The organism is Paenarthrobacter sp. 10L412 (assembly GCF_056395565.1).
Genome location: NZ_JBFTJT010000003.1, coordinates 19,919 through 40,326, shown reverse-complemented (window position 1 = coordinate 40,326; position 20,408 = coordinate 19,919). Strand labels below are relative to the sequence as shown.

Annotated in this window: 19 protein-coding genes; 5 read left to right on the top strand and 14 right to left on the bottom strand. The window is 62.2% G+C overall.

Going from position 1 to position 20,408, the window contains the following annotated elements:
• The first annotated feature begins 86 nt into the window (after positions 1-86).
• Positions 87-674 carry an adenylate kinase gene (locus AC1DD7_RS03470; protein WP_477513813.1) on the top strand — a complete coding sequence of 196 codons (588 nt, stop codon included), beginning with the start codon at positions 87-89 and terminating at the stop codon, positions 672-674.
• A 52-nt stretch (positions 675-726) separates the two neighbouring features.
• Here the strand turns inward: AC1DD7_RS03470 and AC1DD7_RS03465 are convergent, their stop codons facing one another.
• Positions 727-1,788, bottom strand: a complete 1,062-nt coding sequence (locus tag AC1DD7_RS03465) for a glutathione S-transferase family protein (protein ID WP_477513812.1) — start codon at positions 1,786-1,788, stop codon at positions 727-729.
• Between the two features lie 186 nt (positions 1,789-1,974).
• On the opposite strand from AC1DD7_RS03465, the gene AC1DD7_RS03460 reads away from it, so the two are divergent.
• Positions 1,975-4,272, top strand: a complete 2,298-nt coding sequence (locus AC1DD7_RS03460; RefSeq protein ID WP_477513811.1) for a SulP family inorganic anion transporter — start codon at positions 1,975-1,977, stop codon at positions 4,270-4,272.
• Positions 4,273-4,436: 164 nt separating this feature from the next.
• Here the strand turns inward: AC1DD7_RS03460 and AC1DD7_RS03455 are convergent, their stop codons facing one another.
• A complete protein-coding gene (locus tag AC1DD7_RS03455) occupies positions 4,437-4,787 on the bottom strand; it encodes a VOC family protein (RefSeq protein WP_477513810.1) in 351 nt (116 codons plus the stop codon).
• A 137-nt stretch (positions 4,788-4,924) separates the two neighbouring features.
• Between AC1DD7_RS03455 and AC1DD7_RS03450 the strand changes: the two genes are divergently transcribed.
• Positions 4,925-5,521 (top strand): DnaJ family domain-containing protein, encoded by a 597-nt coding sequence (locus AC1DD7_RS03450; RefSeq protein ID WP_477513809.1) that lies wholly within the window; start codon positions 4,925-4,927, stop codon positions 5,519-5,521.
• An 84-nt stretch (positions 5,522-5,605) separates the two neighbouring features.
• Here AC1DD7_RS03450 and AC1DD7_RS03445 read toward each other — a convergent pair whose 3' ends face one another.
• From AC1DD7_RS03445 to AC1DD7_RS03405, 9 genes are all read right to left on the bottom strand, one after another.
• A complete protein-coding gene (locus tag AC1DD7_RS03445) occupies positions 5,606-6,928 on the bottom strand; it encodes an ammonium transporter (RefSeq protein ID WP_477513808.1) in 1,323 nt (440 codons plus the stop codon).
• Between the two features lie 174 nt (positions 6,929-7,102).
• The gene (locus AC1DD7_RS03440; protein ID WP_477514075.1) at positions 7,103-8,350 is read right to left on the bottom strand and encodes an MFS transporter; all 1,248 of its coding nucleotides are present in this window, start codon (positions 8,348-8,350) and stop codon (positions 7,103-7,105) included.
• Between the two features lie 169 nt (positions 8,351-8,519).
• Positions 8,520-9,251, bottom strand: a complete 732-nt coding sequence (locus AC1DD7_RS03435; RefSeq protein WP_477513807.1) for a glutamine amidotransferase — start codon at positions 9,249-9,251, stop codon at positions 8,520-8,522.
• A gap of 8 nt (positions 9,252-9,259) precedes the next feature.
• Complete coding sequence (locus AC1DD7_RS03430; protein ID WP_477513806.1) at positions 9,260-11,440, bottom strand: transglycosylase domain-containing protein; 2,181 nt, start codon at positions 11,438-11,440, stop codon at positions 9,260-9,262.
• Positions 11,441-11,546: 106 nt separating this feature from the next.
• Positions 11,547-12,020, bottom strand: coding sequence for a sensor histidine kinase (locus tag AC1DD7_RS03425; RefSeq protein ID WP_477513805.1), 474 nt, complete (start codon positions 12,018-12,020; stop codon positions 11,547-11,549).
• 226 nt (positions 12,021-12,246) lie between these two features.
• Positions 12,247-12,960, bottom strand: coding sequence for an aspartate/glutamate racemase family protein (locus AC1DD7_RS03420; RefSeq protein ID WP_477513804.1), 714 nt, complete (start codon positions 12,958-12,960; stop codon positions 12,247-12,249).
• Positions 12,950-14,257 carry an MFS transporter gene (locus tag AC1DD7_RS03415; RefSeq protein ID WP_477513803.1) on the bottom strand — a complete coding sequence of 436 codons (1,308 nt, stop codon included), beginning with the start codon at positions 14,255-14,257 and terminating at the stop codon, positions 12,950-12,952. Before AC1DD7_RS03415 ends, AC1DD7_RS03420 begins: the two co-directional genes overlap by 11 nt.
• Before the next feature lie 506 nt (positions 14,258-14,763).
• Entirely contained in the window at positions 14,764-15,348 is a 585-nt protein-coding gene (locus tag AC1DD7_RS03410; RefSeq protein WP_477513802.1) for a DinB family protein, read from the bottom strand.
• 145 nt (positions 15,349-15,493) lie between these two features.
• Positions 15,494-15,853 carry a VOC family protein gene (locus tag AC1DD7_RS03405; RefSeq protein WP_477513801.1) on the bottom strand — a complete coding sequence of 120 codons (360 nt, stop codon included), beginning with the start codon at positions 15,851-15,853 and terminating at the stop codon, positions 15,494-15,496.
• 69 nt (positions 15,854-15,922) lie between these two features.
• On the opposite strand from AC1DD7_RS03405, the gene AC1DD7_RS03400 reads away from it, so the two are divergent.
• Both AC1DD7_RS03400 and AC1DD7_RS03395 read left to right on the top strand, forming a co-directional pair.
• Positions 15,923-16,243: an MmcQ/YjbR family DNA-binding protein gene (locus tag AC1DD7_RS03400; RefSeq protein WP_477513800.1), complete on the top strand. Its 321-nt coding sequence runs from the start codon at positions 15,923-15,925 to the stop codon at positions 16,241-16,243.
• A gap of 85 nt (positions 16,244-16,328) precedes the next feature.
• Complete coding sequence (locus tag AC1DD7_RS03395; RefSeq protein WP_477513799.1) at positions 16,329-16,625, top strand: hypothetical protein; 297 nt, start codon at positions 16,329-16,331, stop codon at positions 16,623-16,625.
• 72 nt (positions 16,626-16,697) lie between these two features.
• On the opposite strand, the gene AC1DD7_RS03390 is transcribed toward AC1DD7_RS03395, so the two are convergent.
• From AC1DD7_RS03390 to aceB, 3 genes are read right to left on the bottom strand one after another with little or no spacing between them, the layout of a single operon-like run.
• Positions 16,698-17,510: a bifunctional allantoicase/(S)-ureidoglycine aminohydrolase gene (locus AC1DD7_RS03390; RefSeq protein ID WP_477513798.1), complete on the bottom strand. Its 813-nt coding sequence runs from the start codon at positions 17,508-17,510 to the stop codon at positions 16,698-16,700.
• A 14-nt stretch (positions 17,511-17,524) separates the two neighbouring features.
• The gene (locus AC1DD7_RS03385; RefSeq protein ID WP_477513797.1) at positions 17,525-18,787 is read right to left on the bottom strand and encodes a DUF6986 family protein; all 1,263 of its coding nucleotides are present in this window, start codon (positions 18,785-18,787) and stop codon (positions 17,525-17,527) included.
• 1 nt (position 18,788) lies between these two features.
• Positions 18,789-20,402, bottom strand: a complete 1,614-nt coding sequence (gene aceB, locus AC1DD7_RS03380; protein WP_477513796.1) for a malate synthase A — start codon at positions 20,400-20,402, stop codon at positions 18,789-18,791.
• Between the last annotated feature and the right edge of the window lie 6 nt (positions 20,403-20,408).

The window sequence follows — 20,408 nt, the reverse complement described above, 5'->3', positions numbered from 1 at the left end:
AAAGAAAAACCGGCGACGGCGGGAGTGTCGTGCCGTCGTCGGCGTATCGTTTAAGTCCCGGCCGCCTCTTGAAACGGACTTGTGTCATGGCGCGATTGATCATCATGGGCCCTCCAGGTTCCGGCAAAGGCACGCAGGCGGAAGTGATCGCGCGGCATTTCTCCATCCCCGCGATTTCTACGGGGGACCTTTTCCGTGCACATGTTCGGGACAAGACAGAACTCGGCGCAGAAGCCGGCGAGTACATGGACCGGGGTGAGTTTGTTCCGGACCACGTCACCACGGCTATGCTCCGTCAGCGACTGGAGGACGCCGATACAGGTAACGGGTTTCTACTGGACGGCTACCCGCGGACTGTCATCCAAATCGGCGCCCTTGATGAGATTCTGGCCGCAAAACAACAGACGCTTGAAGTGGTTGTTGTGCTGACAGTGGAGGATGCCGAGCTCGTTGCCCGCATGCTTCAAAGGGCCCAGGAACAGGGCCGCAGCGACGATACTGAACCCGTGATTCAGCGCCGGTTGGAGCTGTACCGGGATGAGACGCAGCCTGTGGTGACCGCGTACACGCAACGCGGAATCCTGTTGATGGTGGACGGCTCAGGTGAGCGGGAATCGATCACCAAGGCCGCGATCGCTGCGGTGGAAGCGGCGCTGGCGGGCCTTCGTCGGTGACGGGTTCAGCCGGGGTTGGCCGCCGATTAGATGGGCAGAAGGCTGCCGCCGGTTAGGCGGCCCCGTGGCCAGCAGCCACTTCCTCGCCGGCCTTGACCGGCCCTGGCGGAGTTCCGTCCCCGAAAGGGCTCCCGCCAAGCGATTCCCTTCCGTGCGGGGTCAGCCAACGGGAGAGATCAGGGCCAACAGGGACGATGCGTGTGGGATTAATGTCCTCGTGCACCACGTAGTAGTGCTGCTTGATCTGGACGAAGTCGGTCGTGTCGCCGAAACCCGGCGTTTGGAACAGATCCCTGGCATACGCCCACAGCACCGGCATTTCGCTGAGCTTGTTTCGATTGCATTTGAAATGCCCGTGGTAGACCGCATCAAAGCGAGCCAGTGTGGTGAACAACCTGACATCCGCCTCGGTGATGGTGTCACCCACGAGGTATCTCTGGTTTGCCAGCCGTTCCTCGAGCCAGTCCAAGGCGCTCCACAGGCGGACATAGGCAGCTTCGTAAGCCTCCTGGGACCCTGCGAAGCCGCACTTATAGACCCCATTGTTGACCTCGGTGAAGACGCGCTTGTTCACCGTGTCGATTTCCTCGCGCAGGTGCTCCGGATAGAGCTGTGGTGCGCCCGGACGGTGGAACTCTGCCCATTCTGTGGAGAAGTCGAGCGTGATTTGGGGGTAGTTGTTGGTCACGACGGCCCCGCTGGGGATGTCCACGATTGCCGGAACCGTGATGCCGCGGGGATAGCCCGGAAAGCGGTGGAAGTACGCCTCCTGTAGCCGCTCGATTCCCAGTACTGGATCTTTTCCGTCAGGATCCAAATCAAAGGTCCAGGACCTGGCGTCGTGGGTAGGGCCCGGCTGTCCGAGGCTGATGACGTGCTCCAGGCCCAGAAGCCTGCGGACGATGACCGAACGGTTGGCCCACGGACAGGCCCGGGCTGCTATCAGTCTGTATCTACCTGGCTCTACCGGCCAGCCGGGTTCATCGTTCGGGCCGGGAGTGCCCTCGCGGGTGATCCGGTCCTCGATGTAGTTGGTGTCCCGATTGAACTCGCTGCCGGTGACGTAGGAGCCTCGTGTGCTGTGTTCGTCCATTGTGCGGGTTTCTTCATCCATTTCTTCAGACTATGTCCACGCACATGGAGTCCTCAACGATCCCTCTCCCTGCAGAAGTTCCCATTGGTCGCCACATGACGCTGCCTGTTCACAAGTTTTGTCACAAGAATCACATCATCTTGTCATTGCACGTGACAATATTCCTACGCTGGAGAAGTCAGTGTTCCCGAGCCTTAGGAAATTCCAGTGCCGCAAACAAACGACTCCGCTTCCATCTCCACGGACTCCCACAGCCCGCCCGGAAGCCGGGGCAAGGCACCCAAGCCGAGCTTCCTCAGCAACCTTGGAGCCGACCTCCCCGCATCCCTCGTCGTCTTCCTTGTTGCCCTTCCGCTCTCGCTCGGTATCGCCGCCGCCTCCGGAGCACCCGTCATGGCCGGGCTTATTGCGGCAGCCATCGGAGGAATCGTCGCTGGCAGCCTCGGCGGCTCCCCATTGCAGGTGAGCGGCCCCGCCGCTGGACTGACCGTCGTCGTGGCCGGGTTGGTTAACGAGTTCGGTTGGCAGGTGACGTGCGCCATTACCGCAGCCGCCGGCGTCGTGCAGCTGTTGCTGGGTATCAGCCGCGTAGGCCGGGCCGCGCTGGCAGTTTCGCCCGTAGTGGTCAAAGCGATGCTGGCTGGCATCGGCATCACGATCATCCTGCAGCAGTTGCATGTGCTGCTCGGTGGGAAGGCGGCTGGGTCCGCCGTCGAAAACCTGACCGCACTTCCAGCGGCCATCACCAATGTCGAGCTGCACTCCGCCCTTCTCGGCCTGGCAGTTGTTTCCATCCTCCTTGCCTGGAAATATCTGCCCACTGCAGTGCAGAAGATTCCCGGCCCGCTGGCGGCGGTGGTCGCTGTCACCGCTTTGTCTGCAGCAGTTGCGCCCAGCGTCGAGCGCATCAGCTTCAGCGGTTCGCTTTTCGACGCCTTTGCCCTGCCCAGCTTGCCCGACGGCAACTGGCGCGCAGCCGCCATGGCAGTCATCACGGTAGCCCTGATCGCAAGCATTGAATCGCTGCTGTCCGCGGTCGCGGTGGACAAGATGCACGCAGGCGCGCGCACCAACCTCAACCGCGAACTCGTCGGACAAGGCTCCGCCAACATGGTCTCGGGAATGCTCGGAGGCCTCCCGGTGACAGGCGTGATCGTCCGCAGCGCCACCAACGTCGAGGCCGGCGCCGCGAGCCGGGCGTCCGCCATCCTGCACGGCGTGTGGGTCCTGGTGTTCTCGGCACTGTTCGCCGGCCTCATCCAGCTGATTCCCTTGTCAGTGCTCGCCGGCCTATTGCTCGTCATCGGCGCCAAGCTCATCAAGGTCGCCGACATCAAAACCAGCCTCCGCACCGGCGACCTCCTGGTCTACGTGGTCACGCTCGCGTGCGTTGTTGTGCTGAACCTGCTCGAAGGCGTCATTATCGGCCTCGCCCTCGCGGCCCTCTGCGTGTTGTGGCGGGTACTCCGTGCCCAGATCCACGCCCATGCCCCGGCCGGGGAGCAGCTGCCGTGGCGCGTCACGATCGCCGGGTCCTGCAGCTTCTTCGCGCTGCCCCGACTGAACCGCGTCCTGCACTCCGTTCCCGAGGGCCAGGACGCAGTTGTTGAACTCAACTCCGATTACCTCGATCACGCTTTCCGCGAGGCGCTGGTTGCCTGGCAGGCACAACACCGCTCCAGCGGCGCCTCGGTGGTGCTGGAGGAACACGGAACCACCGCTTTCACCGACGCCGCGGACAACACTCCACAGCGCCAGGATCCACGTGAATTCCCGCTTCCGCCCAGGACTTCCTGGCAGCCGTCGCCTGTGGACGGTGCCCAGCAGGAAGCGCACGACGACGGCGGGCAGCTTCCGCTGCGGTCAATCCTCCTTGGCATCGACAAATACCATCGGCGGTACGCAGACAAGGTTCGACCGCTGGTTCAGGATCTTACGGAGGGGCAGAACCCGGACACACTGTTTGTTGCCTGCGTCGACTCCCGGGTCAATCCGAACCTCATCACCAGCAGCGGCCCCGGAGACCTTCTGACACTGCGGAATATTGGCAACGTTGTGTGCTCCGACGGCCGGGATGCCTCGATCGACTCGGCACTGGCATTCGCCGTGAAGGGGTTGTCCGTGGACTCGATCGTGATCTGCGGCCACTCCAACTGTGGCGCGATGAAGGCCGTCATAGCCGACGCCGAGGGTGCATCCGCAGCGTTGGGCACGGGCTTCGATGCCTGGTTGGAGCACGCCCGGCCGAGCTACACCGCGCTGTTGGATGGCCATCCTGTCGCCCTCGCTGCCGAAGCTGAAGGTTACAGCCGCCTCGACCAGCTAAGCATGGTGAACGTCGCCGTCCAGCTCCAGAAACTCGAAGAGCATCCGGTCACCAGGCCGGCCTTGGCATCCGGGCAAGTGCAAGCCACAGGCTTGTTCTACGACATCTGCACGGCCCGGGTGGTCCTTGTTACTCCTGAGGGCATCGAGCAACTGGATCCGAGCATGGCCGTTCACTAGCCTGCCAGCTAGCCTGCGTTGCTCCATCACCTGCTTTGAGCTGACAGTGGCCCCGACACGCCGCTAATCCCGGCGTGTCGGGGGCCGCTCGGCGATCAAAGGGGGTGGTGAAGCAACAGCGCTGCGGCGCTGGTGGAACGAGGGAGCCTCCTGAACCAGCGAGCCTAGCGGTCCGTGAGCAGCAGGACATTCCCGTCGGGGTCCCGGACCGTGAAGAACAAGCAGGTGTCCGGATCGCCCTCCACCACAGACACGCCATGTCCGTTCCGGAGCAAACGATCCCGCATGCCCGTGAGGTCATACACCAGGAAACCGCAGGTGGACCATGCCAGCCCGGGCTCAGCCGCGATTCCGCTAAGCGGACCCATCAGCGTAACTGTGGCACCGCCGTCGCCCGTTAGAACTGCCGTCCACTCCGAAACGGTGACAGTCCGAAGCATCAGGTGTTCCGAATACCACTTGGCTGCCTGGCCCGGATCCGAGACCGGAATGAATGCATTGGAAACAGTAGTCACGCGCGGCCCTTCCTGTGGAGGTATTTGGATCGAGAGTAGCCCTCAGCCCTCCCCGTGGCCCAGCAAAATGCGGAATACTGGAGCCGGAACCACGATTTCCGGCAGGAGAGGACTGCCGTGCGAGGAGGTGGCGAAACGTGAACGCCGAGAACAATGCCTTCAGGCGGAAGCTCGAGCGGGGCGCGGAATTGCGGGCAGTCCGCTCGTGGGGCGGTAATGCGGAGGAAGATTCAGAGCTCGAGGCGGCCGAGGCGGAAGAGCGGGAGAAACGCCGGAAGGTGGACGACGCCGCGCGGGTGGAATATTTGATCCGGGACGCCATGAACCAGGGCAAGTTCGACAACCTCAAATACGCTGGCAAGCCGATCCCGGGTCTGGGCGAGCACTATGATCCGGACTGGTGGGTCAAAGGTCTGATCCAGCGTGAGCGACTCAGCGGGATCGGCCCGCCAGCAATTCTGCTACGGATCGAGGACGCTGAACTCGACGCGAAGCTGGATCAGCAGTACACCGCGAAGCAGGTCCGCGACATCCTTGAGGACTTCAACAAGCGAGTGGTTGAGGCCCGTCGCCAGCTTCAGGGTGGGCCGCCAGTGACCACCAAGCTGCGGGATGTTGACGCCGAGCTGGAACGATGGCGCGAGCGGCGGGCTGCGGCAGCTCCACCTGAGCCGGAGCCGGAGGAACCAATCAAGCGAACGTGGTGGCAGCGGCTCTGGAACGGCTTCGGCTAACCCAACCAACTGTGAGACGCACAAACAGCAGCCGACGGCGGGACCTGGGTTCCGCCGTCGGCTGCTGTTCTGAATGTGGGGCCGCTAGGCGAAGCTGTCTTCCTTCGCCGGCTCGGACTCTTTGCGTCCACCCTTGATCAGCGACGACAGGTGGGCCTGCTGCTGGCGGAAGTGTCCATGGGCTGTGAGGCCGAACTCGTAGGCCGATTCTGCGTGCTGGGTGAGGTCCACTCCTGCAACTTCGTGTTCGTGGGCCACGCGGAAGCCGATGGTCTTGTGAATAGCGCGACCGATCAGCAGGGTGCCCAGGCCGGAGAGGGCGATCGTGAGCAGTACAGCAACGGTCTGCGCCACGAGTTGCTGCACTCCGCCGCCGTAAAGGAGGCCACCGGCCGTGCCTTCCGTGGGGAAGGCGACGAAGCCGAGGGAAAGCGTGCCGATCACGCCGGCGCCGAAGTGCACGCCCACGACGTCGAGGGAATCGTCGAAACCGAACTTGTACTTCAGGTCCACAAAGACTGCGCAGGCGGCACCAGCAACGAGTCCCAGTCCAAGGGCCGCGAGCGGGGTGATGTTGGCGCAGGAAGGGGTGATGGCGACCAAGCCGGCAACAACGCCGGAGGCCGCGCCCAGTGATGTCGGGTGTCCGTGGCGGATCTTTTCCGTGACCAACCAGCTCAGCATCGCCGCGGCCGGAGCCACCAGGGTGTTGACCCAGATCAGGCCTGCCTGCTCAACAGTGGTTGCAGCACCGCCGTTGAAGCCAAACCAACCGAACCAGAGGATTGCTGCGCCGATCATGATGAACGGGACGTTGTGAGGGCGGTGGTTGGGGTCTTTGGCGAATCCGTGACGCTTTCCCACGATCAATGCGAGGACGAAAGCGGCGGTACCTGAACTGACCTCAACTACGGCACCGCCGGCGAAGTCGATCACCTGGCCGAAGATCTGCGTGACGGCTCCACCTGCGCTCATCAAGCCGCCGCCCCAGACCATGTAAGCCAGCGGGCAGTAGACCACGGTGACCCAGATCGGGACGAAGAGCGCCCATGCGCTGAACTTGGCGCGGTCGGCGATGGCGCCGCTGATGAGTGCCACGGTGATGATGGCGAAGGTAGCGGCGAAGACCGCCTTGAGGAGGTCGGGCGAACCTATGAGGTCCTGAAGGCCGAAGTGCGCGAACGGGTTGCCGAACAGGCCGAGGAAACCGTCGCCGGTGGTCATCGAGTATCCCCACAGGACCCACACGACGCCCACAATGCCTGCAGAGATAAAGCTCATCATGATCATGTTGAGTGCTGCCTTGGCGCGGGTCATGCCGCCATAGAACAGGCCGAGGCCCGGAGTCATGAAAAGCACCATTGCCGATGACAACATCAGCCAGACGTGTTGCGCAGAGATCTCCACCTGCGTTCCCTTCTGATCAAGCCTGTCCGAAACGGGCCCGTTGATGCACGGCCCTCACTACCCCCCGATCAATATTCGGTGAGCTATGTTTCCGACTCGGAAGAGCTAAGTTGCAGGTAAGTTACAGAAACCCCACCTTCATGAAGATCACGTGACTGGCATGTTTCGGGAATGTTACCGGCGCTTCTCGCGGCGTCTTTTTTCGCGCGGCCCTGCCGGGTATCCGCCGCGCTTGCTGGAAATCATGATCGCCAAGGCAATTGCCGTTGGCAGCGCAGCGGCCAGCGGCACCAACCGAGCCCCAACAGTGGTCAGCGCCAAAGCACCGTACCCGGCACCCACGGCGATCCCCAGTTGGATAGTCACTACCGTGAGTCCGTTGGCCGCATCCTTGTGCTCTCCGCCAGCGCGAAGGATTGCCGCCTGGTTGTAGATGCCGATCGCGCCGAAGGAAACGCCCCAAGCAACCATCAGCGCGAAAACCCCCACCCAGGTGCCGCCCAGAACCGGCAGCAACGCGAAGGCAAGCAAAAGAAGCCCGACGGCGGTAATCACCGAACGCCGGGGATGGGAATCGGCAGTCAGGCCAGCAATCCAGATCCCGACCAAGCCCGAGATTCCCACCACGGACAGGGAAATGCCAGTAAGGGCTTCGGGCAATCCGGAGGCGAGCAGGAAAGGGGCAACATACGTAAAGAGTGTGAAGTGGGCCAGCAGCAAGAGTGGCCAAGCGGTGGCCACGGCGATCACGCCCGGTAGCTTGAGCGCGGCCCGGATCGACGGCGTCTTGTGGGTGCCAGGATCATGCGCAGCAGGCAGGAGCCAGAACGCCAAAACCGCCAGAAGGACGCCAACCCCGGCCAGGACCACGAAAGAAACCCGCCATGTCATGAGTGTGCCCATGAGTGTGCCAATCGGGGCCCCGACGGCCAACGCGATGCTGGTACCACTGAAGACCACGGCCATGGACTTTCCAACGGAGTGGGCCGGAACGATGCGCGCCACGTACGGCGCCATGCTCGACCACAGCATGCCATGGGCAATTCCGCCCAACAGCCTTGCGACGATGGCCACTTCGCGATTTGGGCTCAAGGCCAGCAAGACGTTGCTAAGTGCAAAGGCAAGCACGGTCCCGATCAACAGGGTCTTCCGTGGAACCCGCCCGCCCAGGAGCCGGGACAAGGGAAGGGCCGTGAAAACGATGATTGCTGCATATGCTGCGGTGAGGGAACCTACAGCCGATTCCTCCACACCCAGATCCCGGCTAATCTGGGGAAGCAGCCCGGACGGAAGCAGCTCTGTGGTGACAGCCGTAAAGCCCGCGGCAGCAAGCACCAAAAGGCCACCCCAAGGGATCTTGCTCGCTGCCCGGGTTTTCGCTGGTGTTGGCTTGGTCTTCGCTTCTTCTGGTGTCGCGTGCATCTGGGTTTCGACCGCCAAAGGGTCCTGCTTCAAAAGATTGCTCCTCATGGATGAATCATGTTTGGGGGCATGTGGGTGAGTAATCACAACGCTACCCAGCCATGGCCGCGCGAGGGAGGCTCTGATAGAAACCCCTTTCTTGGGGCGCAGAGCGGGCCTCGCAAGATCCCTAGCGAGCGTAGAGTTCCGTGAAATTCCTCAGGACCCGCATGGGTTCCGTCACCGAGGCATGCTTGGCGGTTTCGATGAGCTCGTCGGCAGCGTCCGGCCGAAAATAGCCTGCGTTCTTGTAGATATTAATCCTGGTGATGAGGCCATCGACATCCAGCTCGGGGTGGAACTGTGTGGCGTAGAGATTCTTCTTGATGCGGAACATGTGCACAGGGCAGGCCGCGGAACTCGCGAGCAACACCGCGTTGTCCGGCAGTTGGCTGCAGGCTTCCTTATGTCCAACGAATGCTTCGAAAGCGTGAGGCAGGCCTTTGAGCAGGGGATCGCGCTCGCCGTCTGCGGTCAGTTTGATCTCCGTAGCACCCACCGGTTCGCCGTAGCGACGGTCAATGATGGCTCCCTGATGAACACCCAGAGTTCCAACGCCGTAGCAGGCACCCAGGAAGGGGAAGTCCTCGGCCACGATGCGATCCAGGAGTGCTGAGAGTTCAGATTCGACGCGAAGCTGGGCCTGACTCTTCTCCTCCAAAGGGTCGCTGGAGGTGTAAGGACTGCCGCCCACAATCACACCGGAGTAATCGGCCAACTCAACGGCCGGCAGAGGTGCCGCCTCCAACCTGACGCGGACCAATTCCTCAGCCCGGAGCCCGCAGTACCGGAGGTAGGCCTGGTACTCGTCATCCGCAGCTGCGTCTTCAGCGCGGGTGGCCAACAAAAGGAAGGGCTTCACAGAACAACTCAGCGAGGTGCTGCAGGCGACGTGCTGGGGCCAGGTGAAGGCGGGGGAGCCGGCGGGTTGAAGGCGCCGCTCGGGTAGAGGGCGGTGGCCTGCATCATGTAGTTGGCCCATTGCGGCCCGGCAATCATGTAACCGTCCAGTGACTTGTAGAACTTGCCATTGATGGTGACGTTTTGTCCTGCCCGCTGTTGTCCCGCCGTCGTATCCCCAAAGAAGGAGGCTGTGGCGAGCCGGGTGGTGTAACCCGCCACCCAGGTTGCGCCGTTGTTGTTGGAGGTGCCTGTCTTGGCCGCAACGGGGACCTGGTTCTGGACCTTGGGTTCGATGTAGACGCCGGATCCGAGCTTGAGCACATCCTGCAGCACAGCTGTCACTCCCCGGGCCACGGCCGGTTTCACAGTCTCCTTGCATTCAGGGGTTTGCGCTGGGTATTTCCTGCCTTGTGAGTCGCTGATGTCGGTGATGGCGATGGGCTTGCAGTAGGTGCCATCGTTGGCGAACGTTGCGAAGGCGCTCGCCAAGACGACGGGAGCAACGCCGATGGAGCCAAGGAGGTTGCCGATCTGGTGCATGTTGATTTGGGCGTTGTCCAGGCCGCTGTGCAAGCCAACCGCGTCCACCATCTTCTGGATGCCGCAGAAATCCAACTGAGCTGCTGTAGCGAATGTGGCGGTGTTAATGGAATTGTAAAGGCCGTAGTTGATGGGCATGGGGCGGTAGTAGCCCTCGTCGTTGTTCTGCAGGTCATCATCCGCGCCCAGGTTTTGCGCCTTCTGCGCCGTGCTGTAGCCACCCAGTACCTTGCCGCAACTGGATCGCCAGGGGAAGCCAACCGGGTAGACCCGCCGGGAAGCATCCACTACGGCAGTGGGCGACTTGCCCTCGTTGAGCCACTCCGCGAAGATGAAGGGCTTCATGGTGGAACCGGGTTGGAACCCGCCTGCACCGTTGAGGTCATTGCCGTTTTCGTCCTTGGCATCCACGCTGAAGTTCAGCTGGGTATCGAACTTCCCGTCCTGTGGAACGAACACCGTGTTTTGGGCCATGGACAGGATCTTGCCTGTGCCTGGCTGCACGGTGGTCATGGCAGCGCCCCACTTGTCCGGGTTGGCGCCGGCTGAGGCATCCACTTGTACTTGGGCCGCTGCCTGCAACCGGCTGTCCAACGTGGTGGTGATGGTGAGGCCGCCCCGGTAGAGGAGCCGTTCGCGGTCCTCCACAGTTGGGCCGTAGGCCTCATTGTTCAGGATCAGGTGGGACACGTAATCGCAGAAGTAGATGGCGATAGACGCCCCCGCGCAGCCCTGAAGGGAAGGAGTGATTTTCAGCTCGACTGGGGTAGCGACTGCCGCGTCATGATCTGCTTGCGCGATCTTGCCTTGTTCCAGCATTCTGTCCAGCACCATGTTTCGTCGGCTGAACGCTGATTCGGGCGCGGTCGTGGGGTCATAGACGCTTGGCCCGTTCACGAGTCCCGCCAAGAGCGCGGCCTGTGGCAAAGTGAGGTCCTTCGCTGACGTGCTGAAGAAGTATCGTGAAGCTGCTTCGATGCCATACGCGTTCCGGTTGAAGAACACGATGTTCAGGTACCCCTCGAGGATCTGGTCTTTGCTGAAGCGTTTCTCAAGCTCCAGGGCCAGCTTGATCTCACGGAGTTTGTCACCCATGGTCTTGTCCCCGCTGAGCACCACATCCTCGGGCCGGCCCTTCGAAAGGCGGGATTCGTTCAGCACGTTGGTGACGTATTGCTGGGTCAGGGTGGACGCGCCCTGCCGGGTCCCCTTGGTCACGTTGGACGTCAGCGCACGGATGATGCCCTGCGCATCTACTCCGGGATGCTCGTAAAAGCGGCTGTCTTCGATGGCCACAATCGCCTGGCGAATGAAGGGGGACATCTGGTCCAGGGGTACCTTCACCCGGTTCTCTGCGTAAAACGTGGCGATGTGCTGGCCATCGGCACTAAGCACTGTGCTGGAAAGGGACGGCGAATCAACGTCCAGTTGGCTGGGAAGGCTTTCGTAAAAGCCGATGGAACCGCCCATGGTTGTGCTGGTGAACTGAACCACCGGCACCATAAAGCCGCAGATCAGCACCCCGCAGAGGGCGCTCACGAAGAAAAACCCGAAGATCCTCAGAAGGACCTTGCCAAGACCTAACCGTGGACCCCTGTTCCGCGCCATTTCGTGCCATTCCGTCGAGATGTCAGGCTGAAAAGTAGCTACAGAATACGTCTGCCAACGCCGCCGATCCATGGTTTTGGGGCCTGAAAAAGGTCCCAACTTGGACTCAATCCAGTGGCAGTGTGACCCTCACACTGGTGCCCTGTCCAAGCCCGGAGTCGATCTCAACGGTGCCACCGGCGTCGTGTACTGCAATGGACATGAGCAGCAGGCCGAAGCCGTGACGGCGACCGCTGGGGGCGGCGTGGATGACGAAACCCTTGCCGTTGTCCATGATCGTCATTTGGATTCCGTGGTAGACGGCATTGAGGCGGATGGTCAGTTCGCTGGCGTCGGCGTAGTTCAGAGTGTTGCTGAAAGTCTCCTGGGCTACGTGGTACAGCAGCGCGGCGGATGCGGACGAGATTTCGATGCCGTGATGGGGTGTGCTCCAGTGGACGGTCACGCCGGAGCGTCGAAGCGGCGCAGCAAGCCTGTCGATGCATCCTGCGACACCCAGTGCGTGGAAATCCACGGGGTGTTGGTCCTGGATGATGCCCTTGACGGCGATCACCTCGGTTAGCGCTGCTGCCTGTTCCATTGGTTCCCCCACATCATTGTGATTCTTGCTGGTTATTCGTCGCCGAAACCCGTTTGGATCGGTGCTTCGTCTGCTTCCAGCGTGGCGCGCCAAAATCAAGGACTCTGTTTGTTTGGCTCAATTTCGCATCAAGTTTGCGGGGCGGCCTTGCGGAGTGGGCCCAGCTCATGCGGGGGTGCCCGACGACGGCACTTGCGTACCGCCGTCGGGCCCTGTTGGTGGGGTCTCAACTTTCCTGTGGCAGCTCCGCGAGCAGCAGTCGGCAGGCGCTGGGGATCGGTTGGATGACCTCGACGGCGGTCGTTTCGGCAAGGCGCCGGGCAGTGGCACTCAGTGGTCCGCCCGCAATGATGACCGCCTGGGCGCCGTCAGTCTCAGTGGCAGTCTTGACTGCTTCGGCCAACTCCTGGAATTGACTTTCAGGATCGGCAGCGAGGGTCAGTGGCTCGGACTTCGTCAGACGAACACCTGCGAAGTGTTCCGAAAGTCCATGGGTCGCCACGAGCTTGCCAAGTGCGTCCACGAGCAATGGAGTACTGGTCGCCATGCCAAAACGACGCAGCTTGCCATCCTGGGTGCGGGCCGCGGCGTGCACGGAGCCTTGACCGATGCCGATCACCGGGATGTTCAGTTCCCCGGCGAGTTGCGCGCGTCCCGGATCACCGATGGCGCCAACAATTACGCCGGCGACCCCGCCGCCGTCGGGCCCTGAAAGATACCCGTGCACAGCCTCGGCGACGTGTACCTCCGACTCAGCCAGCGAGACGGGATCCACAATCATGGATGGCCCGGCCGGTGCGGTGATGCCGACTACCTCGAGGCCGTGAGGTTTCAGGGTCTCCTTGGCGAGGTCCACCATCATCGCTGTGGTGCTGCTGTTGGTGTTCGGGTTTACCAGGAGGACGATCCGTGCTGAAGGTTGGGGAGTATCAGTGCCCATAAATTGCCGCCTCCTCGTCGTTGCCGGGTTCTGTATCTTCTTCAAGCGGCTTGCCGAAGGTTTCGGGCGGGAATTGAACCACGATTGCGAGGATGCAGAAGAGCACGGCCAGTGTGGTGAACATGCCTGGCAGACCCGCTGAGTCAAAGACTGCTCCGGAGATGAGCGGGAACAGGCCACCGGACAACGAGCCAGCAGCGAGGATAATCGACGTTCCGAAGCCTCGGGTGCGGGTGGGGTAGAGCTCCGGGGCGAACAGCCAGATGGTGGTGTTCAGGATGATGACGGAGAAGTTGAAGAGGACACCGAAGATCACCACCAGCACGATGTCGTTGGCGAGGAAGGCCATGGACAGTCCTGACAAGCAACCGAGGATGGCAGCAGCCGTGAGTACCTTTTTGCGCGGCAAACGGCTGGCCAAATATGCCGCCGTGGCCGCGCCCAGCAACGAGCCCGACTGCATGATGAGGGTAAACCAGAGGCTGGTGTTCACGGCATATCCGCGGGAAACCAGAATGGTGGGCATGAGCGTCAGCATTGAAATCTGGGCGGCGTAGGACATGCAGACGGCGATGCACAGCAGGACAGTCCGCTTGAGGAGTTTGCCGCGCAGCGCGTCCTTCCAATGCCCGGATGATGTGGCCACAACTGGGTCAGGCGCTGCGGTGATGTACGTTTCGGGATCGTTGATACGTCCGGAGAGCTTGTTGCGGGCCAGCCGGGTGATCACCATGTTTGCTTCGTCGATCTTGCCCTGGGACGCCAGGAAACGGGGCGTTTCGGGGACGAAGCGTCGGAAGAACATCACCAAAAGGGCGGGGATGAACAGCAAGCCGAACACCCAGCGCCACTTGTCCGGACCATCGAAGAGAGTGAAGACAAGAATGCCGAAAGCCGGCGCAAGCATGTTGCCCAGGCCCGCCGCCGTGACGTTGATGAGTCCGACGGCGGTCCCGCGGTGTTTCGCGGCGAAGAACTCGGCCATCATGATCACCGCCACCGCGATTTCCCCGCCCAGGCCAAAGCCCACCACGAACCGGCCAGCGGCCAGGATGGGGTAATTGGGGGCAACGGCGCAGAGCAAGGAACCGCCGGCGAAGATGATGAGGTTGATGACCAGCATGTGCCGTCGGCCGTATTTATCGACGATCAGGCCCGTCGCCAGCCGTCCGAGCGCGGTTGCCGTAAACGTCATTGTGTTCAGCAAGCCGATTTCGGTGGCCCCAAGTCCCCACGACTGGCGCAGGATGGGTCCGGTGATACCCACGGCGTTTTGCTCGAGGGCGTCGAAGAACACTCCCAGCAGGATCAAAGACGATCTGGCGGTGCGCGCCAGTCACTCCGATCCGCTGGTACGCGCCCTCAATTTGTTTCGCCAGGGATCCGGTCCGCGGTGTTGCAGCCTCCTGGGCAAGGTCTTTTTCCACAGTGCGCTCCTTACTGAGCTCTGAAGGTTCATTCATTGCCACGTGAATGGTTCCATCATGCGGAATGCGAATATCACATGAGGGAATGTGATGTAGATTACGCTTTGGGATACCAAAAGGCCATGGTTGGCGCGTAAACAAAATGTGACCGGATGCTCATGGAGGAGCTGGGAGCGTGCGGCTTCGCGACCACTATTGCCGCTCAAGGCTCATGTTTACAACTGAACTAGGTTGTTTTCCGGCGACTTCGGCTGCGAAGAAGGTCAGGAAGCCACGGGTCAAACCCCGCCCGACCTCACCAACCTGGAAACGACAAAGCACGCCTCGACGGCTAAGTAGTATGCCATCGGGGCGTGCTGAGCGGTGCTTGGGGTCTTCAGTGCCGGAGGTCTGCCTCCAATGCTGCTTCTTCGATGCGGAACCGGTGTGCTGCCCATTCCTCGGAATTGCGGGCAGGCATGTTGGGATCCCCCGGTCTCTGCCCGGCCGAGCCGTCAATCAGTTCGCGGATGATGTCCGCGTGCCCGGCATGCCGCGCGGTTTCCACACACATGTGGACCAGGATCTGGTGGAGGGTCACATTCCGCTTCTCTTCGGACCACCACGGCACAACGCCCGGAGCATCCAACGGGAGGGCGTGGATGGTGGCATCACTGTGCGCTGCCGAGAAGTGGTGCAACTCCAGGATTTCCGCGCGGCTCTCCGAGGCCGGGACCCACATATCGGAATCCGGTTCTGCATCTTGTTCCAGCCAAGGCAGTTCGCGCCCACTCGGACGCTCGAAAGTCTCCCCGAAATACCCCAACTCCACGCTCGCCACGTGCTTCACGAGCCCCAACAGGTTGGTACCCGTGGGTGTCATGGGCCTTCGGGCATCGTATTCACCCAAGCCATCAAGCTTCCCGAGCAGGTCCGCCCTACGAAGGCGCAAATAACCGAGCAATGTCGCTTTGTCGTCCATGCACGGCACTCTACCCAAGACCGGGACCGCGACTTCGTGGGAAGCGTGCCGGATCGCCGGAGCCCTCCGGCGGCTTGGCAGCATTCCGGCCGACAGTGCACGTTTCCGGCGACTTGAGACCCCGCCGAAGGAGTCGACGACGGCGCTATCGCGGACTTTTGTCGATAACGCAGAAGCGGTTGCCGTCAGGGTCGGCGAGTACCACGAAATCCGGATTCTCTGGATACAGGTCCCAGTCAACGCGTTGAGCGCCGAGGGAAATCAGCCGTTCTACCTCCGCAGCCTGGTCATCCGCATAGAGGTCCAGATGAGTACGTGGATGCTCCTGTACGGGCGTTTCACTCAGCATCAACGCGAGTTGGGGGCCTGGGCCGGCGGACGGAACGAGGATCACCCAGGTGTCATCGCCCGGCTCCCGTGGAACATAGTCGAGGGCCGCGTGCCAAAACGCAGTGCCGCGGGTGATGTCATTGACTCCGAGAACGGTGCTGCCGATGGTCAACATGTGCCTAGCCTAGACTGCGAGAGTCCACGCCTTCCTTGCCGTTGCCGGACGCCAGTGTCACAGTGAACCATGGCAACCGAAGAGGACGTCAGGCGTATCTGCCTTGGGATGCCCGGCATCACGGAACGCCCAAGTTGGGGGCAGCCTGCCTGGTTTGGCAAGACCCTCATGGCCCGGATCTGGGAAGAGGGGGTTGTTACGGTCAAAACCGATGAGCGCGAAGCTCTGGCAGCAATGGACCCGGATACCTACTTCTGGACCCCTCACCACGAACGATCACCAAAGTTGCTGTTGATCAGGCTGGAGAACATCGACGTAGAGGAGCTCGACGAACTGCTCCAGGAGTCGCACAGGATCGCCGGTTCCCCGGGCAAACCAAAACCCAACTAGGTCGCAGCAGAGCGCGTTTAGAGAGCTCAAAACGCGCTTAACTGCGACCTAGTTGGGTGCGCGAGCTCACGCTAGACTCGCCCGCATGGGGGAACACAGCAAAGTTGGGGAACGCAACACACCGCAGCCTGCCCGCAGAGTCCTTGCCGCCGTCGTGCCTTTGCTTGGCCTGATCGCGGTGATCGTGGGATGCGTCCTGGCATGGAATGGCCTGAACGAGACCACGGGCTGGTTTGCTTACGCGCCCCTGAGTAATCAAACATTCGCCGGAGACGGACTGACGTACGTTGGCGCGGGTGTGCGAAATGGGCTCACTCTCGCCGTGACCGGCCTGCTGGTCCTTGCGTTCTGGGCGGGCTTCGTCACAGGCCGGCGTCGCTGAGTTCGCCGGACACACGCAAAATCGCCGGAAAGCTCCAGCGAACTGGCAGCTTTCCGGCGATCTCGGCGCAAATCAGGTCAGTTTCACCTGGCGGTTCATGTCCTTGTACAGCAGGTAACGGAACTCGCCCGGGCCACCCGCGTAGCAAGCCTGCGGGCAGAACGCGCGTAGCCACATGAAGTCACCGGCTTCCACTTCCACCCAGTCGTTGTTGAGCAGGTACATGGCCTTGCCCTCCAGGACGTACAGGCCGTGCTCCATGACGTGGGTCTCCGGGAAGGGGATCACGCCGCCGGGCTGGAAGGTGACGATGTTGACCTGCATGTCGTGGGCGAGGTCGCTGGAGTCCGTGAAACGAGTGGTCTTCCAGACGTCGTTGGTGTCCGGCATGGAGGTGGGCTCCACGTCCTTCTCGTTGGTCACGAAGGACTTGGCCTCGAAGCCCTCAAGGCGCTCGTAGGCCTTGCGGATCCAGTGGAAGGAGACGATGTCGTCCGAGATGTTTTCCAGGCCCCACTCGGAACCGGCCGCGAGGTAGGCGTAGCCGCCCTCCTCGAGGTGGTGCAGTTCGCCGTCGAGCGTCAGGTTGACCTGTCCCTTGGTGACAAAGATGACGCCTTCAACGCCCGCTTCGAACTCGGCTTTGGGAGCCCCGCCGCCCGGTGCGATCTCCACGATCAGCTGGGAGAACGTGGTGGCGAAGCCGGAAATCGGCCGAGCAATGATCCAGGAACGCGTGTTGGAGAAGCCGGGCAGGTTGCTGGTGACGATGTCCGTCATCACGCCCTTGGGGATCACCGTGTAAGCCTCGGTGACGATCGCCCGTTCCGTGGTGAGGTGGGTCTGCGGCGGCAGGCCGCCCTGGGGGTAGTAGTACTTACCCATGGGAATGCTCCTTATCAGTGGGAAGTCGGTTGCGCGAGCCGCGGGTGCGCCAGTGCGGTCAGCTGTGAAAGTTCGACGCCGGCAAGCGCCTTGACTTCGTCGGTCCCCACTGCGCCGCACTGGACGCCGCGAAGGACGAAACCAGCGAGGGCGCGGGCGGTGGCGGGCTCGTCCATGACGCCCCCTTCGGTGCGCTCCACATAGTTCCGGAGGCGCAGGGCTGCGGCAGGCAGACCTTCGCGGTAGAAAGCGTACGACGCCGAGAACCGGCTGGGGAGCTGGGCGGCGTGGAGGTCCCATCCTTGGTAGTAACCGTTCTCCAAGGAGCGGCGGACCAGCCGGCCGTGAAGCTTCCAGGCGTCTTCAACCGCGTCGCCCACGGGGATGATGTTGGTGGAACCGTCAGAGAGGCGGATACCCGTTCCGGCGACGGCGAGCTGCATGACTTCCTTGGCGAAATCGGCAACCGGGTGCTCCATGGATTGGTATTCGGCGGATATGCCCAAGGAAGCGCTGTAGTCATACGTGCCGTAGTGCAGAGCACTGATGCGGCCCGGAACAACGTGGGGGAGCTGCGCCACAGGGGACGTTCCATCGGCGCCCAGAATGAGCTGCGGCGTTTCCACCTGCACCTCGAACCGGAGCCTCCCCGCGGGAAGCCCGTGGACTTCCTCGAGGCGCGAGACCGCGAAGTCCATGGCCTGCACCTGGGCCACCGTGGTGACTTTAGGCAGGGTCAGGATCAACCCCGCAGGCAGTTCGCCCGCCTCAGCCAGTGTGGACACAAACAAGTCCAGCGTCTTCAGTCCGCGGGCACGGGTGGCTGCCTCGAAGCACTTGAAGCGGATGCCGATGAACGGAGGAGCGGTTCCCGCTGCAACCGCAGCAGCAACAGCGTTGGCGGCAGCAGCGGCGTCGGCGTCTTCTGCCTCATCGCCGCGGTCGCCGTAGCCGTCCTCGAAGTCCAGACGCAGGTCCTCGATCGGCTCGGAGGAGAGCTTCGCCGCCACACGGGATGCAACAGCGCCAGCCAAGTCCGGTTCCTGGCCCAGCAACTGGCCAAGCTTTTCGAGACCCCCGTGAGCTTCCGCCGTCGCGAGCGCCTGGGCGCCCCACTCCGCCGCAAATGACGGTGTGAAGCGGTCCGCCGGGACGTAGACGGTGTGGATGGGTTGGCGTGAGCCGTCGTCGCCGGGGTAATTGCGGTCCAGGAGCTGGTCCGTCGCGGCCAGCTGGGACTCGATGTGGGCCAGATCAGATGAAGAGAATGAGCCCATCTCAGCCCACCAGTTCGTAAGCGGGTGTTGTCAGGAAGTCGGTGTAATCGTCTGACAGGCAGATGTCCTCGATCAGCTTGGAGGCCGGCTCGTAGTATGCCTTGAAATTCTCGTCACCGAACTCGATCCGCAGGCGCTCGGTCTCTTCGCCGAGGATGCGGGTGACCAGTTCGCGGGTCACGGTGTTGCCCGTGTCCGCCAGGACCGACTTGTTGCGGATCTGCTGCCACACCTGCGAGCGGGAGATCTCCGCGGTCGCGGCATCTTCCATGAGGTTGTGGATGGCAACTGCGCCGCTGCCGGAAATCCAGACACCCGTGTAGGCGACGGCGACATAGAGGTTCAGCCGCAGTCCGGCTTCCGTGACGGTGCCGCCGGCAGAGGCGACGTCGATCAGCTGCTCAGCCGTGACGTTGACCTCGGGGCGCTGCTTGTCCAGCTGGTTGGGCTTTCCACCGTCGGCGGGGTCACCGAGGACCGAATCGAACACCTCGCGGCACGTGGAAACGAGGTCCGGGTGCGCAACCCAGGAGCCGTCGAAGCCATCGTTTGCCTCACGCGTCTTGTCGGCACGGACCTTGTCGAAGGCCGCAGCGGTGACGTCCGGCTGCTTCCGGTTCGGGATGACGGCGGCCATTCCACCCATGGCGAAGGCGCCGCGCTTGTGGCAGGTTTTGACCAGGAGCTCGGTGTAGGCGCGCATGAACGGAGCCGTCATGGCAACCGTGGCACGGTCCGGGAGGACGAACTCTTCGCCGGCATCACGGAAGTACTTGATGATGCTGAACAGATAGTCCCAACGGCCGGCGTTCAGGCCCGAGGCGTGATCGCGCAGTTCGTAGAGGATCTCGTCCATTTCAAACGCGGCCGGGATGGTCTCGATGAGGACGGTGGCGCGGATGCTGCCCTGCGGGATGCCGAGGAAGTCCTGGGCGAAGACGAAGACGTCGTTCCAGAGGCGGGCCTCCAGATGGCTCTCCATCTTGGGGAGGTAGTAGTACGGGCCGTGGCCGTTCAGGAGCAGCTGCTTGGCGATGTGGAAGAAGTGCAAACCAAAGTCCACCAGCGCGCCCACCGCAGGTTGGCCGTCGATCAGCAGGTGGTTCTCTTCCATGTGCCAGCCGCGCGGACGGGCAACAACAACAGCCAAAGGAGCGTCCGTTCGCAGACGATACTCCTTACCTTCCGGCGAGGTGTAGCTCAGGGTGCCCTGGGCGGCGTCGCGAAGGTTGAGGATCGCGTCAATGACGTTGGGCCAGGTTGGCGTGCTGGCATCTTCGAGGTCCGCGAGCCAGACCTTGGCGCCGGAATTGAGCGCGTTGATGGCCATCTTGGCAGGGGTTGCGGGGCCGGTCATCTCAACGCGGCGGTCCTGTAACGCTGCCGGTGCCTCCGCGACCTTCCAGTCGCCGTCGCGGATTTCCTGGGTCTCCGGGAGGAAGTCCAGGCGGCTGGTGTCCGCAACCTGCTGGCGCTTGACCTTGCGTGCCTCCAGCAGCTCGGCACGGGTGCCGGCGAAGCGCTTGTGCAGTTCCTCGATGAAGCCCAGTGCCTTGGGCGTGAGGATCTCCTCGGCCCGATCGATCGGCCGGGGATCAGTGACTGTAATAGCCATGGGGCG

Bases quoted from the DNA above. Each gene is read 5' to 3' on its own strand.
- AC1DD7_RS03470 (WP_477513813.1), top strand. From the start codon at position 87: ATGGCGCGATTGATCATCATGGGCCCTCCAGGTTCCGGCAAAGGCACG.
- AC1DD7_RS03465 (WP_477513812.1), bottom strand. From the start codon at position 1,788: ATGGATGAAGAAACCCGCACAATGGACGAACACAGCACACGAGGCTCC.
- AC1DD7_RS03440 (WP_477514075.1), bottom strand. From the start codon at position 8,350: ATGCACGCGACACCAGAAGAAGCGAAGACCAAGCCAACACCAGCGAAA.
- AC1DD7_RS03430 (WP_477513806.1), bottom strand. From the start codon at position 11,440: ATGGCGCGGAACAGGGGTCCACGGTTAGGTCTTGGCAAGGTCCTTCTG.
- AC1DD7_RS03425 (WP_477513805.1), bottom strand. From the start codon at position 12,020: ATGGAACAGGCAGCAGCGCTAACCGAGGTGATCGCCGTCAAGGGCATC.
- AC1DD7_RS03420 (WP_477513804.1), bottom strand. From the start codon at position 12,960: ATGGGCACTGATACTCCCCAACCTTCAGCACGGATCGTCCTCCTGGTA.
- AC1DD7_RS03410 (WP_477513802.1), bottom strand. From the start codon at position 15,348: ATGGACGACAAAGCGACATTGCTCGGTTATTTGCGCCTTCGTAGGGCG.
- AC1DD7_RS03405 (WP_477513801.1), bottom strand. From the start codon at position 15,853: ATGTTGACCATCGGCAGCACCGTTCTCGGAGTCAATGACATCACCCGC.
- AC1DD7_RS03400 (WP_477513800.1), top strand. From the start codon at position 15,923: ATGGCAACCGAAGAGGACGTCAGGCGTATCTGCCTTGGGATGCCCGGC.
- AC1DD7_RS03395 (WP_477513799.1), top strand. From the start codon at position 16,329: ATGGGGGAACACAGCAAAGTTGGGGAACGCAACACACCGCAGCCTGCC.
- AC1DD7_RS03390 (WP_477513798.1), bottom strand. From the start codon at position 17,510: ATGGGTAAGTACTACTACCCCCAGGGCGGCCTGCCGCCGCAGACCCAC.
- AC1DD7_RS03385 (WP_477513797.1), bottom strand. From the start codon at position 18,787: ATGGGCTCATTCTCTTCATCTGATCTGGCCCACATCGAGTCCCAGCTG.
- aceB (WP_477513796.1), bottom strand. From the start codon at position 20,402: ATGGCTATTACAGTCACTGATCCCCGGCCGATCGATCGGGCCGAGGAG.